Source organism: Paenibacillus sp. RU5M (assembly GCF_900221055.1).
GTDB lineage: Bacteria > Bacillota > Bacilli > Paenibacillales > Paenibacillaceae > Paenibacillus > Paenibacillus marchantiae.
Window position 1 is genome coordinate 320,005 of the sequence record NZ_OBQM01000004.1, and the last position, 15,311, is coordinate 335,315.

11 protein-coding genes are annotated in these 15,311 nt (G+C 48.4%); 6 read left to right on the top strand and 5 right to left on the bottom strand.

Annotated elements, in window-relative coordinates; translation table 11 throughout:
- Window positions 1-256: 256 nt before the first annotated feature.
- Entirely contained in the window at window positions 257-3,658 is a 3,402-nt protein-coding gene (locus CRO25_RS15270; protein ID WP_079695580.1) for a GH36-type glycosyl hydrolase domain-containing protein, read from the top strand.
- A gap of 126 nt (window positions 3,659-3,784) precedes the next feature.
- Here the strand turns inward: CRO25_RS15270 and CRO25_RS15275 are convergent, their stop codons facing one another.
- Window positions 3,785-5,062, bottom strand: coding sequence for a methyltransferase domain-containing protein (locus CRO25_RS15275; RefSeq protein WP_079695581.1), 1,278 nt, complete (start codon window positions 5,060-5,062; stop codon window positions 3,785-3,787).
- A gap of 236 nt (window positions 5,063-5,298) precedes the next feature.
- On the opposite strand from CRO25_RS15275, the gene CRO25_RS15280 reads away from it, so the two are divergent.
- Window positions 5,299-5,802 (top strand): GNAT family N-acetyltransferase, encoded by a 504-nt coding sequence (locus CRO25_RS15280; RefSeq protein WP_079695583.1) that lies wholly within the window; start codon window positions 5,299-5,301, stop codon window positions 5,800-5,802.
- Between the two features lie 24 nt (window positions 5,803-5,826).
- Window positions 5,827-6,615 carry an SDR family oxidoreductase gene (locus CRO25_RS15285; RefSeq protein WP_079695584.1) on the top strand — a complete coding sequence of 263 codons (789 nt, stop codon included), beginning with the start codon at window positions 5,827-5,829 and terminating at the stop codon, window positions 6,613-6,615.
- A 183-nt stretch (window positions 6,616-6,798) separates the two neighbouring features.
- Here CRO25_RS15285 and CRO25_RS15290 read toward each other — a convergent pair whose 3' ends face one another.
- Window positions 6,799-7,347 (bottom strand): GNAT family N-acetyltransferase, encoded by a 549-nt coding sequence (locus CRO25_RS15290; RefSeq protein ID WP_063566926.1) that lies wholly within the window; start codon window positions 7,345-7,347, stop codon window positions 6,799-6,801.
- 31 nt (window positions 7,348-7,378) lie between these two features.
- Window positions 7,379-7,636, bottom strand: a complete 258-nt coding sequence (locus tag CRO25_RS15295; protein WP_097115777.1) for a DUF2164 domain-containing protein — start codon at window positions 7,634-7,636, stop codon at window positions 7,379-7,381.
- A gap of 261 nt (window positions 7,637-7,897) precedes the next feature.
- On the opposite strand from CRO25_RS15295, the gene CRO25_RS15300 reads away from it, so the two are divergent.
- A complete protein-coding gene (locus tag CRO25_RS15300) occupies window positions 7,898-9,607 on the top strand; it encodes a glutamine--tRNA ligase/YqeY domain fusion protein (RefSeq protein ID WP_179132189.1) in 1,710 nt (569 codons plus the stop codon).
- 378 nt (window positions 9,608-9,985) lie between these two features.
- Here the strand turns inward: CRO25_RS15300 and CRO25_RS15305 are convergent, their stop codons facing one another.
- Window positions 9,986-11,227 (bottom strand): MFS transporter, encoded by a 1,242-nt coding sequence (locus CRO25_RS15305; protein WP_371129263.1) that lies wholly within the window; start codon window positions 11,225-11,227, stop codon window positions 9,986-9,988.
- 81 nt (window positions 11,228-11,308) lie between these two features.
- Between CRO25_RS15305 and CRO25_RS15310 the strand changes: the two genes are divergently transcribed.
- On the top strand, window positions 11,309-11,917 hold the full coding sequence (locus tag CRO25_RS15310) for a molybdenum cofactor guanylyltransferase (protein ID WP_256863661.1): 609 nt from the start codon (window positions 11,309-11,311) through the stop codon (window positions 11,915-11,917).
- Between the two features lie 56 nt (window positions 11,918-11,973).
- On the opposite strand, the gene CRO25_RS15315 is transcribed toward CRO25_RS15310, so the two are convergent.
- On the bottom strand, window positions 11,974-12,930 hold the full coding sequence (locus CRO25_RS15315; RefSeq protein WP_079695588.1) for an AraC family transcriptional regulator: 957 nt from the start codon (window positions 12,928-12,930) through the stop codon (window positions 11,974-11,976).
- Window positions 12,931-13,177: 247 nt separating this feature from the next.
- Here CRO25_RS15315 and CRO25_RS15320 point away from each other — a divergent pair, with 247 nt between their 5' ends.
- The gene (locus CRO25_RS15320; RefSeq protein WP_079695589.1) at window positions 13,178-15,181 is read left to right on the top strand and encodes a beta-galactosidase; all 2,004 of its coding nucleotides are present in this window, start codon (window positions 13,178-13,180) and stop codon (window positions 15,179-15,181) included.
- Window positions 15,182-15,311 lie beyond the last annotated feature (130 nt).

A 15,311-nucleotide genomic window follows, 5' to 3' on the forward strand; every position in this document is an offset into this window, starting at 1 on the left:
GAAGTAACTCGTCGGATGGGATATGGCTTGGATACTGCTTACAGAAGTCATACCATATCCGGTCTGTCTAGATTTGAGGAGTTGTTCTTTTCTAACTCGCGTGGTTGTAAAAGGGATTGGCCCTCTTGAATTAAGAGTTGAATGATGGGGATCACCGTCCGAATGGCCAGACAAAGGTCATTTCGCAGAGGACCCCTATTCTTTTTCAGATTTATCGAAACGTTTCGATTTTATACTAATTGAAGGAGTGAATAGTATGACAACGATGATTAATGAACCAATCCGGCTGACTGCCGGGGATTTATCCTTTACCTTTTTGAACAGTGGGGACCTGTACCAAGCTAAATCTGGTACGACCATGTTGAATCAATTGCTTAGCAACCAGATCGATGGATCTTTAAATAACCTGTATCTGCGTGTACACGAGGGAGAGAAAATCAGCTCGTTCCCACTGCTGGGTGTGCGTTCGAACAGCAAAGTGATCACAAGCAAAGCGAATTCCGGCAATCAACTGATCTGGGAAGGTACAGTACAACTTGAAGGCAAAGAACAAGGCATTGGCTATCAGGTTGTGTTTACCGCCACAACGCAAGGTGTCTGGTTCTGGGATGTGAAACTCACAGGACAACAACATAACATTGACGTGGTATATGGACAAGATGTAGGTCTTGCTGATCCAGGTGCAGTACGCAGCAATGAAGCCTATCTGTCACAGTATATTGACCATACGGTATTCGAAGATGAAGCGAAGGGATATGTGGTGTGTTCCCGTCAAAACCAGCCTCAGGGCGGTGCTTTCCCTTACATGCAACAAGGTTCTCTGACTAAGGCAGTTGGTTATTCTACAGACGGATTCCAATTCTTCGGTCTGTCCTACAAGGAAACGAACCAGCCTGAGAGCCTGAGCCATAATACACTGGCAAATGAGACATACCAGTATGAATTTGCCTACACAGCATTGCAATCGGAGCGCGTAAGCTTGGACGGGGAAGCCCAAGTGGTCTTCTACGGACTGGCCAAAGCAGATCATCCTGCCGGAATCTCCGCACTGGAATTCGGGGATGAAGTGACTGCAGCATGGAACGAAGTACAAACATTGACTGTGGAGCAAGGCGAGACGTTGGAACAGGTGAAACTGTCATCCTTCTTGGGTGAACCGCTTGCTGCGCTTGATTTGACACAAGATGAGATTAATGAGCTGTTCCCTGACCGTCATCAGGAAGAGCGTAGCGGTGATTCACTGTTATCCTTCTTCACGGGCAGTTATGAACATATCGTCCTGAAAGCGAAAGAATTGCTCGTAGAGCGTCCGCACGGCCATATCCTGATGAGTGGTGGCAATGTACAGCTGGGTGCGCAGGTTATTACGACGACATCGTATATGTACGGTATTTTCAACTCACAACTCGTTATTGGTAACACCAATTTTAATAAAATGATCAGTAATGCCCGTAACGCATTGAACGTGCCGAAGACGGCTGGACAACGCATTTATGTGGAAATGGATGGACAATATCGTCTGCTGACGATGCCTTCCCTGTTCGAGATTGGCTTCAACTATGTACGTTGGATCTACAAAACCGAATCGGATACCATTATCGTGACCAACTACACTGGAGCACACACCACTGAAGTGAGCATGAACGTGCGCTCGACTAGTGGCAAAGCATATCGCTACCTGGTAACCAACCAAGTTACGATGAATGTCAATGAATACGAGTATCCGTTGCATATGACGCAAGATGGCAACACGCTGATCTTCAAGGCTGATCCGCAAGCGATTAGTGCCGGAACGTATCCTGATCTGCAATACCGCATGTCGGTGGATGGCGCAGCCGTAAATGTTGGAGACGAAACGTTGCTGGCGAGTGGTATTCGCAGTGGATCTGCATCGCTGGTTACACTTAGTCTGGAAGAGAGTGCGGAATGGACGCTCAAGGTACAAGGCGTATTGGAAGGTCAAGCAAACGAAGCAGACGGTTCTGTCGTAGCAGGATCCAGCCTTACTTTTGAAGAGGAAGTGCAGGCGTACCGTGAATTCTTCGCAGGTGTAATGAACGGTTTCCGTTTGTCTCGTGGTGAAGGCCAAAGTGCAGAGGATCTGTTCAAAGTGAACGCACTGGCTTGGTGGTACACACACAACATGCTGGTTCACTACTCCGTGCCTCACGGTTTGGAGCAGTACGGCGGTGCCGCATGGGGTACTCGGGATGTATGCCAAGGTCCGGTTGAATACTTCATGGCAACGCAAAAATACGAGCAGGTTCGCGATATCATCAAAATGGTATACACCCACCAATATGAAGATGATGGCAACTGGCCGCAATGGTTTATGTTCGACAAGTATTTTGCAATTCAGCAGGAAGAGAGCCACGGTGACATCATCGTATGGCCGCTGAAAGTGCTGGCGGACTACCTGACAGCGACTCGCGACTATGCGATTCTGGATGAGAAAGTGCCTTATACCGTTAAGCACAGCTTCGGATTCACGGAAGAAACAGCGACTGTATTGGATCACGCGAAAAAAGAGATCGAATATATCCGCTCACACTTCCTGCACGACACATTCCTGTCTTCTTACGGTGATGGGGACTGGGATGATACGCTCCAGCCAGCCAATGCACAGCTCAAACAATATATGGTGAGCAGCTGGACCGTTGCTTTGACTTATCAGTCTGTAAATGTGCTCGCACAAGCGCTGCAACATAAAGACGCTGGATTTGCACAGGAGCTGGACGTTCTGGCTCAAGGCATCCGTGAAGACTTTAATCGTTACATGCTGGGTACAGATGTGATCCCAGGTTTCGTATACATGGAAGAAGCAGATCAAGCGAAGCTGATGCTTCACCCAACAGATACGGAGACAGGCATTCAATATCGCCTTCTGCCGATGACGCGCAGCATGATCGGTGAATTGCTGAATGCAGAACAGGCAGAATCGCATTATGCGCTGATTCGTGAACAGTTCCTGTGCCCGGATGGGGTACGTCTGATGAATCGTCCAGCTCAATATGCAGGCGGTGTGAGCACTCACTTCAAACGGGCAGAGCAAGCGTCCAACTTCGGTCGCGAGATCGGTTTGCAGTATGTACACGCTCATATCCGTTACGTTGAAGCGATGGCGAAGCTTGGTAAGACGGATCAGGTGTGGAATGGTCTTGCCATGATTAACCCGGTTGGCATCGGCGAAGTTGTACCTAATGCGGAGATTCGTCAGGCGAACGCGTACTTCAGCAGTTCCGACGGCAAGTTCAACACGCGCTACGAGGCGCAGGAGCATTTTGACCAACTACGCAAAGGAACAGTACAGGTGAAAGGTGGATGGAGAATCTACTCCAGCGGCCCTGGAATCTACATGAACCAACTGATCTCCAATGCACTTGGCATTCGTCAGGAAGGCGGAGATCTGGTTATTGACCCGGTATTGCCGGCTGAGCTGAATGGCATGCAATTCGAATTCGAATATGCAGGAGAGCCAGTAACATTTATCTACCATCTGAACGAAGGTTCTTTTAACCGTGTAACGGTAAATGGCAAGGACATCCGCACCGAGCAAACGGCGAACCGTTACCGTCAAGGTGGGGCTCGTATCTCGCTGGATGAGTTCAAACAAGCGCGTAATGCTTCGGAGCGCACGATTGTTGAAATTTATATGTAAATTTAATACAAGCTCGATGTTTCACTAGAGTGGAAGGTCATCCTCCTTAACAGGCAGGGTGACCTTTTTTTATTTGAAAAGATTTATTGGTAGGTCAGGGGAACTTGTTACCGTGAGATGATCATTCTAACGCAAAGGAACGGCCAGCAACGTGTGCAGAAGCGCATTATGGCGTATATGCTTCGTCACATAGCCTGCGTCCTCCAGCGAGCCGCACAGGCCGTCCAGCAGCGGGAAATGACGTTCCCTTATCGTTTGCAATTGGTCCTCATGACCTGCTGCCTCAGCCTGTTGAATATATGTCTGACGGTGAGCTGCATCAGCGAACATCAGATCTGTCAGGCAGATCCGTCCACGTGCAGTTAACACTCGCTGCATTTCATGTAACGCCAACTGTTGCTGGTCTGGGCTCAGATGATGGAAGGCGAAGCTGGATACGACAAAATCGAAGGAATGGTCGGCGAAAGGCAACGCCAGAAAGTTGCCAAGCTTCACATGCATCTCGGGATATTTGGTGCGGCATGTACGCAGCATCTCCCGGGATTGATCGATGGCAGTCATCGCTGCGCCGCGTTCTAACAGTTTGCCTGCCAGATTCCCCGTGCCTGTACCGATATCGAGTCCTTTTTCGCCGGGCACAGGAGATATCCAGCTTGCTGTCTGCTCCAGCGCCTCGTCATAGTTTTCATATATATTGAACGGCCCTGCGCCTACTCTTACTCCTAATTCTCCCGATCCTGATCCTGCATCTTCCGTATGCGTTGTATCGCTGTTTGGACTGTGTGCTGTCTGGGTATTGTTTTGGCTGTGGATTTCATCACCGTTATGATCTGGCTCGCTTTCTCGATTCGACTCAACCGTTGCTCGCATGGCTCCGGGTCCCGAATCAATGCTGACCTTCGAGGCAGTTTGTCCGGGCAGACTACCATTCGCCGCATGTACCCGCTGATCATGGATGGCTGCCTGCATATCGTAATTCCAGCGGTCGTGCCAGTTCTGCCGGGCTTCCCTGAGGCGGCGTGCACTGTCTGCAAGATCATGCAGATGGCTCACATCCAGTGGTCCGTCCTGGCGGTTAAGATCAATCATGCGCTGGGTTGTATCCAGCATGCGCTTTAGCTCCACCCACTGGGCATACATGACCGCCTGCTGCAGCTCCAGATATTCCTCCAGCCGCTGCTGATTGCCCTGGTCAATCTCTCCGAGCGCTTGGGTGATATCCTGAAGTGACATTCCGATCTCACGCAGAGCTGCAATGGTCTGCAGCCGCCAGATGTCATTCTCGGTGTATGTACGATATCCGTTGCTTGTCTGTTTGACGGGGGAGATCAGTCCTTTTTCCTCATAGAAGCGAATGGCTCTCGCCGATATGCCGAGTCTGTCCGCGGCTTCCTTGATGTTCATCACGTACACCTCCTTATCAATTCAGTATAAACGATGACGTTACGGCAAGGTTAAGTATTCATTTGTTTCCACTGAGTGAAATTTTAGTCAAGTCTGAGGCTATGCTACAATGTAAAGCAAAGGAGCATTTTGCATCGTATTTAATTGCAAAATGTCGAAACGAGTAAGGAACAAGACATTTTTCTAACGCTGCTTTGCGCAGTGTTATCGACTATTGCACGAAAGGTTGAATTTTTATGCTTATCAGCCATACGTATACCATTCGGCCATCCGAGATCAAGGATGCTGCCCAACTAATGGAACTGGATGCACTGGTATGGGATAAGCATACCTCTCCGGCCCCGTTTCAGTGGCGATCCAGACAACAATATTTGCAGCATTGCCCGCCAGGCAGTCAGCTGATTGCCGTTCAGGGAGAGAGGGTATGTGGTTATGTGGGCTTTTATCTGCCGACAGGAATGCCTGTTAACCGACACGTATACGAGATTAATATCGCCGTTCATCCCCATGATCGTCGCTGTGGTATTGCCACAGCTCTGATGGATGCCATGAAGCAGCATGCCTCTGAACAAGGGATCACCAAGCTTAGGTTGCGGGTGTTATCCAGCAATCCAGGGGCGATTGCTTTTTATACACAGTGCGGATTTGTGACGGAAGGCAGACTGGTGTCGGAATTTTATATTGCAGGCAATTATGTGGACGATATTCTTATGAGTTATTTCATCCAGGCCAACGGATAGAACAGAGTAGAAGGAGGAACAACAATGGACATGGGACTTCGGGGTAAAAAGGCGCTGGTGCTTGCATCCAGTCGAGGACTGGGCAAAGCGGTAGCCGCTCAATTGGCGGCAGAAGGCGCTGATGTCATGCTCGCCAGCCGGAACGAAGAGAAGCTTGCAGCGGTGAAGCAGGAGCTGCTGGCGCTGGGTGGCGGTGGACGTATCGAATATTGTGCAACCGATGTGACAAGCAAGGAAGATATTGATGCCCTGATTCGCAAGACAGGCGAGCGGTTTGGACAGATTGATATTTTGGTGAATAATTCAGGCGGCCCGCCTTCAGGAACATTCGAGTCATTGACGGATGAAGATTGGGAACGTGCATTTGAATTAAATGTACTTAGCTATGTCAGACTGATTCGCGGTGCGCTCCCTTACATGAAGGAGAATGGCGGACATATCGTGAACATTGCCTCCACCTCTGTGAAGCAGCCGATCCCCGGTCTGATTCTGTCCAATACGTTCCGTACGGGGGTATTCGGATTAGCCAAGACCTTGTCACAGGAACTCGCGCCATATGGCATTCTGATTAATACGGTTGCACCGGGTAGAATTGGTACGGATCGGATACGTGAACTGGATGCTGCACGTGCAGAGCAGAACGGAATAAGTGAGGAAGAAGTTGCCGAACAATTCCGTAAGGAAATTCCACTGGGACGTTATGGTCAACCCGACGAGTTTGCCAAAGCAGTTGTGTTCCTCTTATCAGGAGCGAATACGTACATTACAGGTACATCTCTTGTAGTGGACGGTGGCATGGTACGTGCGCTCTAAGAAGAAGTCGGATCGAGAGATTCGAAGTTATATGGATGCATAAATGCGCAAATAAGATAAGCCCCTCCTTATTCTCCACGTGTTGTGGAGTAGGAGGGGCTTTAAGGGTTGATGTATGCATTGTGAGGGCCGTCATTCGTAATGGAAGCTGGTCCTCCAACCATTCAAATTATGTAAGTCTAATTAGCGTAAAAGTTCCCATTCATGCTGCAGCATGCCATACACCGCATGGTTAACATAGCCCTTAGGCAGTTTCTCAGCCTGGCGAATAACGCCTTCAAGGACGAATCCAAGCCGTTCAGGGATGGCCCGGCTCCGCTTGTTGTTGGTTGCTGAACGAATCTCGACACGGTTCAGATCCAGGGTGACGAGAGCGTAGTCCACCAGAACGCGGCATGCGCTGGTCATCAAGCCTTGACCTTCAAAACCTTTGCCAAGCCAGTAACCGATGCTTACCGTGCGGTTGGTCCAGTTGATTTCGTGGAAGCCGATGATGCCGGCAAGATCGCCTTTCAGCCAGACACCTGCGGTGAACCCGCCGTTGTCAGCGCCCTGTTTCAATGCATTGCTGATAAAATTTGAAGTGTGCTCAATCTCGGTCACGTTGTCCACCCACGGTAACCAATGCCTCAACTGGTCCCGCGAGCGGTCCGTGAGTTCGAACAACGGTTTGGTGTGCTCCATGGCAAGTGGGCGGAGTTCGGTATATTCATCCAATGAATAGGTAAACATGAGTGCAACCTTCTTTCTTTAAAATAATGAATTATCGGGAATTCTTCGGTAGCTTGCGCTCCAATGCAAACAGGTCTTCTTCCATCGAGGCCATGCGTTGATTCACCGTAGTACGGGCGTCACCCAGTGCCTGATTATATATGAAGGGAGCCAACTGGGTCATGAAAAGATCCAGCACACCCCAAGCTGCCAGATCGCCCAGTTCTTCGCCGCGTTCCTCTTCGAAATACGACTGGATGGTACGTATGGCTTCATCCTGTTGTTCTTTGGTCAGTTTTAGCGCGTTCAATGGGAAACCCTCCCTTAAATTCTGTTTTTCTATCATGCTACATGATTCGTGCGAACCCGTCAAAATGGTTTTGGGCCTATCTTGTGTGTAACTGATCCTGATTTTGGGGCGTTATTTATTGAACTCCTCCCTCGTTAAAGGTATATTTAAATGAAACGCGTACGAAACTTTCCAAGAAAATAGATTTTTTCAGGAAATGACTTCGTTATAAAGGAATTTTAGCCGGAATTGCTGCAAATTCCTGAAAGCTCCAATCAATTCATGAAAGGTTTGATACCTGTGGACAATCGTACAACCCCACCTAACTTTATCAAAAATATTATTACCGAAGATCTCCGGTCAGGGAAAGTCCAGGAAGTCATTACCCGTTTTCCTCCGGAACCGAACGGTTATCTGCATATCGGCCATGCCAAAGCGATCTGGATTAACTTTGCACTGGGTGGCGAATTTGGCGGCAAAACAAATCTGCGCTTCGATGACACAAATCCGGTCAAGGAAGATGTAGAGTATGTTCAATCGATTCAGGAAGACGTGAAATGGCTCGGATATGAGTGGAGCGAGAAACGTTTTGCTTCCGATTATTTTGATGAAATGTACAGCCGCGCGGTCTTGCTGATCCAAAAAGGCAAAGCTTATATCGACGACCAAAGCGCTGACGAAATCCGTGCTATGCGTGGAACGCTCACTGAGCCGGGCAAGAACAGCCCGTACCGTGACCGCACTGTAGAGGAGAATCTGGACCTGTTTACACGGATGCGTGCAGGCGAATTCCAGAACGGTGAGAAAGTGCTGCGCGCCAAGATTGATATGGCTTCACCGAACATCAACCTGCGTGATCCGGTCATTTATCGTATTGCTCATGCACATCATCATAATACGGGTGACAAATGGTGCATCTATCCGATGTACGCATTCGCACATCCACTTGAAGATGCCATTGAAGGAGTAACCCACTCCCTCTGCTCCCTGGAGTTTGAGGATCAACGTCCATTCTATGATTGGGTTATTGCCGAATGTGAGATGGAGAACCAACCACATCAATATGAGTTTGGCCGCCTGAACCTGTCGCAAATGGTGACAAGTAAACGGAAGCTGAAACTGCTCGTGGATGAAGGCCATGTGGATGGATGGGATGATCCGCGCATGCCAACGATTTCAGGTCTGCGCCGCCGGGGATATACACCGGAAGCGATTCGTAATTTCGTATTCGAAACAGGCATTTCCAAAAGCCAAGGCGTCATCGACCTGCAAACGCTGGAGCACTTTGTACGTGAAGATCTGAAATTGAAAGCTCCGCGCACAATGGCTGTCCTGCACCCGCTCAAAGTGGTCATTACCAACTACCCTGAAGGGCAAGTGGAATGGCTCGAAGCAGAGAACAATGTGGAGAACCCTGAGATGGGTAATCGCCAAATTCCGTTCTCTCGTGAGATTTATATTGAACAAGACGATTTCATGGAGAATCCGCCGAACAAATATTTCCGTTTGTTCCCTGGCAACGAAGTTCGTCTGAAACATGCGTATTTCATCAAATGTAACGATGTCATTAAGGACGCAGAAGGCAATGTGACTGAAATCCATTGTACCTATGATGTGGAAACGAAGAGCGGCAGTGGATTCACAGGCCGTAAAGTTAAAGGTACAATCCACTGGGTAGAAGCAAGCCAAGCGGTACCTGCTGAATTCCGTTTGTATGAACCTCTGATCGCCGCAGAAGCACCGGATGCTGAAGAGGAAACAGAGCTGGAAGAGCAACCGGAGAAAACGTTCCTGGATCAATTGAATCCAAACTCTCTTGAAGTCGTTCAAGGGTTTGTGGAGCAAGAGATGAAGGAAGCGAAAGCACAGGATAAATTCCAGTTCTTCCGTCATGGTTACTTCAGCGTTGATCCGAAACATTCCGAGCCAGGGCGTCCGGTATTTAACCGGGTAGTATCCCTGAAAAGCTCGTTCCAACTGCCAAAAGCATAAGGTTAAGTACAAAGGTAGAACAATAGGTGAAGTTAGAGGTTTAGGGTGAGAAAACAAGTTAGGGTTATACGCCTAAGCTGTAAACCTAAATCTATAAACCTAAAAGGCGTCTCCAGGGCAACATGCCAATGGAGATGCCTTTCTTTTTTACTACTACTATTCTTAATCTTTTGTTTCGGTTTTTTAAACGATGATGTTACACGATAACGGAGAGGACAGAAATAACCTGAAGAAGCGGAGCGTTCGCCTTTATCCCCGGATTTTCCCCTTTAAATAAGGGATTCAAAAAAATCTGGGGATAACAGCGATCGGAAGGTTGTTCTGTCATCGGAGTGCTCCAGTGTGACTTTGAACGTGCGAATAGCCTACAACAAAAGATTACCTTTCACCCATTTCCGTCAACACAGTTGGCTGATAGCCGTTGCGGCGGTTCGAGAGCCACATGATTGCAAAACCAACAGCACCAATCAGGGAGAAGAATACCCCGATGTTATACATTACTTCTGCACCGAAGCTCTGGAACAGCCAGCCGCCAAACAGGCCGGCAATGACACCAGAGAGGCCGCCCCAGGCCATTGTATACACGGCCTGACCAGAGGAACGGTACGGCCTTGGAATGAACAGCATCGTCAGCTGGGTTCCTACATAGAAATACCCGCCGAACGTAATGGAGTGCATGAGCTGAATGAACACAATCTCTAACGGATTGTTCGCTAAGGCCATGAGCTGCCAGCGGATGGCGAACAACAGACTGATCAGTATGAGCGATGATAGAAGCATGCTCATTTTGCGTTTGAGAAAACGATCCAGGAGCAAGAATACACCCACTTCAAGGATGGATGATGTGAAGATGGCCCAGCCAACCATCTGTTTATCGCCACCCATTTCCACGATGTACAATGACATAAATGTACTGTTCATCGCATTGGGTACGGAAACGAGCACCCCAAGCCCGATGAAGATCATAAAGTACGGATTGAACATTACCCTGCCGAAACGTCGAAAGCTCACTACAGGTGTATCTGAAGCGATCGGCTGTCTGGGTAGAAACAAGGCAAAGACAAAGGCAATAACAATCATGAAGGCAAAGACAATCGATACACTGCCCGCTCCCAGGCGGTCAATCAGCGGTCCGGCAGCCACAGCGGTTAGAGCCCAACCCAGCGATCCCCAAAGCCGAAACGTACCGAATTTCTGAGTTGTGCCATCGATATAACCGAGAATCAGGCTGTTGGTTTGGGCAAACAGTGGACTTTGAAAAAAATAAAAAAAGATCATGGCTGCATAAATCCAGGCATACGTAGGCGCATAGAATACGGCCTGAGCAAGCACAAAGGTGCCACCCATCATCATCATCAGAATAATGCGAATATTGCGTGATTTATCGCTCCAGAAGCCCCAGAACGGATTAGCGAACAAGGATACAAACGGACCAATTGCCATCAGACTGCCAATCTCCAATTTGGTCATCCCGATTTCCTGCAAATACAACTGAAGAAAACCGGCGAAGATTGAAATGGCTCCATAAATGAAAAAGTTATATAGTTTCAGCGAAACCAAAGAGGGATTGCCTCTTCCGGGTGCATATCTGTCCAATAGAGCCATTCCTTTCAGAATCATATTCTTCAATGTATCATTTGTTGAAAGGGTATTCAATGTATAGAATAAGTTTATTGAACGAGGAGGATTACCGTGAGCACGATGGAATGGACAGGTATTGTATTGGCAGGAGGTTTATCCCGCCGTATGGGTTCCAATAAGGCATTGTTGGAATGGAATGGTTCCAGCGTGCTGGAGCAGGTCATCCAAGCGATGGCACCAGCTGTGAATAGTATTATCGTTTCCGCAGGAGCCAACACGGCTGCATACAAGGCATTGCCCTATGACTGCGTTCAGGATTATTACCCGGGGAAGGGACCGCTGGCAGGGTTGCATGCCGCGCTGAAAGCCTCGCAGACAGACTGGAACCTTGTCTGCGCCTGTGATATGCCGCTGCTAGAGCCATCCTTTTTCAAAGGCTTGAAGGGGCTTACCGAATCAGGTCAAGAGCATCACGCAATCGTTCCACGACTGGTAGGGCGTGTTCATCCGCTTGCAGGTGCATATCATAGATGTGTTCTCCCCGAACTTGAACAGCGCTTAATAGATAATAGACTGAAAGTAACCCAATGGCTTGAAGAGATCGGCAGCCGATATGTCGACGTCGATGAGTTGGAAAGCGCTGGCGTCCATGATGTGGCCATTCAGCTTAGTAATATGAATACCGCGGAAGAGTATGAGCATATTCGCAACAGATCATACGGCCCTTAACCCATCTACTCATTCATCATCATCATCTGATTCCTTTCTTAGTCCGATTCGGTTCCTCAACTCTGACCCACTAGACCCGATTCGTTGGATATATCCTGAACGGTGTTACGATATTGAAGCGGACTCTGGCCAGTCCATCGTTTGAATTGGCGACTGAAGTGTGACAGATGGGTGTAGCCCAGCTTCCATGCAATTTCCCCCAAAGAGAGCTTCGGCTGTTCGATCAGCACTTTGGCTTCCTGCAGCTTCAGGCTGGACAGATAGGCCCGTGGAGATTGTCCGTACACCTTACGGAAGATCTGCAGCCCATATCCCGGACTGATGCCAAACGAGGATATAATCTGCTCTACTTTGACGGTGGATACGTTGCCCTCTTGGATTCGGAGCTGCGTATGGAACGCCTGTTTGATGGCTTCTGCGATGGCCCCTGCATAATGCATGGCTGCGGGAGCTGGAGCATTAGGCGAAGCTTCAGATCTGGTGGACAGTGGTTCACGGTCAGCTGCTTGGGACAGCAGGGCAAACAATTCAAACATGCGTGCCTGCATGATAAATTTGTCTGTGGAAGTGTATGCCTCTGATGTTCTGATCATGTTCATCCAGTTCTCCAGGACAGGGCGCATTTGCATGTTATCTGTGGTGCCTGCCTCATAGATTCGGCTGTGAAGTGACATCAGCTTCAGGGTAAATACGGGATCATCCACATTGAAATGAGCACTGAAATACGTCATGCCCTCTGATGATACACATTGGTTCGTATGTTTGAATCCGGGTGGAATCAGCAGAATCGAACCTTCCTCAACCGTATAGGTATACCCGTGAATTACACTCTCCTGAGTCCCCTTTATAATCAGCATAATTTCAAAGCCCGGATGGGATTCCTCCGGCATCGCCCAACCGTATGGAACTTGTTGGCTGTGCGCTCCATAGAATTTAATGTTACAGTCGATAATAGGCAGCCAGTGAGCCAGTGTATGATGTGGCATTTCTCGCAGCTGCGATCGGATATCCATGACATTCACCTCGGAAAAGGGTAAAAACAACTCGCCTAGTACAATCGGCACCCATAGTATACTTCATTATAATCAGTTTAACGCCAACATTGAAAAATTGCAGAACGGAGCGCGTTCGGCCAGATTGCTAATTGTCTAATGTACTTCAATAGATAATAATGTAAACGTTATCATTTTTCAATTGAATCATTTCATTTTGTATAAATGCCAAGAGTAACATACTTCGCGATGAAAAGGAGATTTTAACATGGACAAGTTATTATACGGGGTAGCCTACTATGATGAATATATGCCTTATGAGCGATTGGACAAGGATATTCAGATGATGAAAGATGCAGGCATCAACGTGGTGCGGATTGCGGAATCAACTTGGAGTACGCATGAACCACAGAATGGTGTATTCGACTTCTCCTCAGTAGATCGTGTTCTGGATGCCATGCATGCGGCGGGTATTCAGGTTATTGTGGGTACGCCTACGTATGCTGTTCCGACGTGGATGGTCAAGGAGCACCCGGATGTTCTGGCAACAACGGTACAGGGACCGGGGAAATATGGAGCGCGGCAGATCATGGATATCACACATCCAACGTATCTGTTCTATGCGGAACGCATCATTCGCAAGCTAATCTCCCGTGTTAGCAAACACCCTGCCGTGATTGGTTATCAGACGGATAACGAAACGAAGCATTATAACACTGCCGGAGATAATGTACAATTGCAATTCGTCAAATATATGCGTAACAAGTTCAGCTCATTGGATGATCTGAACAAGGAATTTGGGCTGGATTACTGGAGTAACCGCATTAATAGCTGGGAGGACTTCCCGTCTGTTGTTGGTACAATCAACGGCAGTCTGGGAGCCGAATTTGCCAAATTCCAGCGCCAACTTGTAACCAGCTTTCTAGCGTGGCAGGTCGGAATTGTAAATGAGTACAAACAGGAGGGTCAATTTGTCACACAGAACTTTGACTTCGACTGGCGTGGATACTCGTACGGCATTCAGGGGGATGTGGACCATTTTGATGCATCCAAACCTTTTGATATCACCAGTGTGGACATCTACCATCCGTCGCAGGATGATCTGACTGGCATTGAGATTTCATTCGGCGGTGACGTGGCACGTTCCACCAAACAATCGAACTATCTCGTACTGGAGACGGAAGCGCAGGCTTTCTGGCATTGGGTTCCCTATCCGGGGCAGCTTCGCCTTCAGGCGTTTAGCCACCTGGCATCGGGAGCAAACATGGTCGCCTATTGGCACTGGCATTCCTTGCATAATTCGTTCGAGACGTATTGGAAAGGATTGCTGAGCCATGATTTTGAACCCAATCCGGTGTACAACGAGGCCAAAACGATCGGTAGGGATTTTGCCAGACTTAGCCCGCAACTGGTGAATTTGAAGAAAACGAATCGGGTAGCCGTGCTGTTCAGCAATGAGGCGTTGACGTCGATCAAGTGGTTCGGATTTAATTTTACGAGTGACAAAAAATACAACGACGTTATCCGCTGGATGTATGACGAATTATACAAAATGAATATTGGCTGTGATCTGATTGATCCGTCTGTGGAGAGTTATGAAGGCTATGATGTGATCGTTGTGCCTGCTTTGTACGCAGCTTCCGATGTCTTGCTTGAGAGGCTGAACCAATTCGTACAGGATGGTGGGCATATCGTTTACTCCTTCAAGAGCGGATTCGCTAATGAGCATATTAAGGTCCGCTCTACCCGCCAGCCTGGACTGATCAGTGAGGCTTGTGGCATCAGTTACAACCTTTTTGTAGAGCCGAAAAATGTTTCGCTTCGAGATGATCCGTTCGATGTTGGAGAGGAACAGAATCAGATTCACACCTGGATGGAACTCATCACACCAACAACTGCAGAAGTGCTGGCCTGGTATGATCATCCTCACTGGGGAGAATATGCAGCAATTACCCAGAATACCTATGGCAAGGGCAAAGCAACGTACGTTGGATGTTATACCAGCTCCGCGGTGATCCGCAACGTGTTGGAGCGTGTCATGAAGGACGCTGGACTGTGGGGAACCGATCAGGAATTGGCTTTTCCAATCATCGTGAAGAGCGGAGTGAATGATCAGGGGAATACGATTCGGTACTACTTTAACTACTCTGATCAGGCGACTTCGTTCGTGTATGCCTACGGGGACGGAACGGAACTTCTGGCAGGAACAGCGGTGTCCGGAGGGCAGAATATGAAGCTGGAACCATGGGGGTTCTGCATTATTGAGCAATAATGGGAAATCATAAATGAATTGACAAGTCTGTTTTCAATGATTATAAAAAGAATACCAAGACCAAAGCGCCCTCGGCTTCATGCTGGGGCGTTTATCTTATTTTAGCTCATAGCTCAGGAGTGGATGCCTC